Here is a 531-nt window from a genome sequence, read left to right as displayed (position 1 = left end):
CATGAAGTCACCGGTGGGTGGCGTCGGTTTCGAGACCGTCGCGGTGACCTCGAAGCAGTGGCACGAGCGTGCGAGCGCAGTCGGGGGCGAGAAGGATCTGCCACTGCTCGGCCTGTTCAAGGAGCGTGCAGACGGCGCAGGGCATTCGTTCGGTACCACCGCGGTCCGTAAGTACGTCGAACTCACCGAGGAGAAGATCGCGTTCGACAGTCCCTCCGGAACAGAACAATTCGAGGCTCTACGTCTACTGCCGCTCGGACGGCTCGACGACGCCTTCCGCCTCGACGCCGGGGCATACCGGGCGACGAGCTTCGACCGGTTGACCACCGAGCAGATCGACGACTTCGACATCACCGCCGGGTACCGGGACTTTTCCACTGTCATGGCTGCGGAACGATCGCGTCGTCCGGCCGCGTTGCGCGATGTCATCTCCGTGCCCGGTGATGTCACATTTGCGGTGACGACAGCCGAGTTCACCGACCAGATCAGCCGATTCTCGGTGCGCGGCAATAAGACGATCGTGATGCGTGG

Annotated in this window: 1 protein-coding gene; it reads left to right on the top strand. The window is 63.3% G+C overall.

Going from position 1 to position 531, the window contains the following annotated elements; genetic code table 11:
• Nucleotides 1–13: 13 nt before the first annotated feature.
• Nucleotides 14–531: hypothetical protein (locus tag ABD369_RS40985; RefSeq protein ID WP_344641722.1), on the top strand; the 518-nt coding region annotated here is incomplete at its 3' end.

The sequence above is a fragment of the Kitasatospora cystarginea genome (assembly GCF_039533515.1).
Lineage (GTDB): Bacteria > Actinomycetota > Actinomycetes > Streptomycetales > Streptomycetaceae > Kitasatospora > Kitasatospora cystarginea.
Note: the sequence above shows the minus strand (reverse complement) of the source record. Positions and strands in the feature narration are given on the sequence as shown.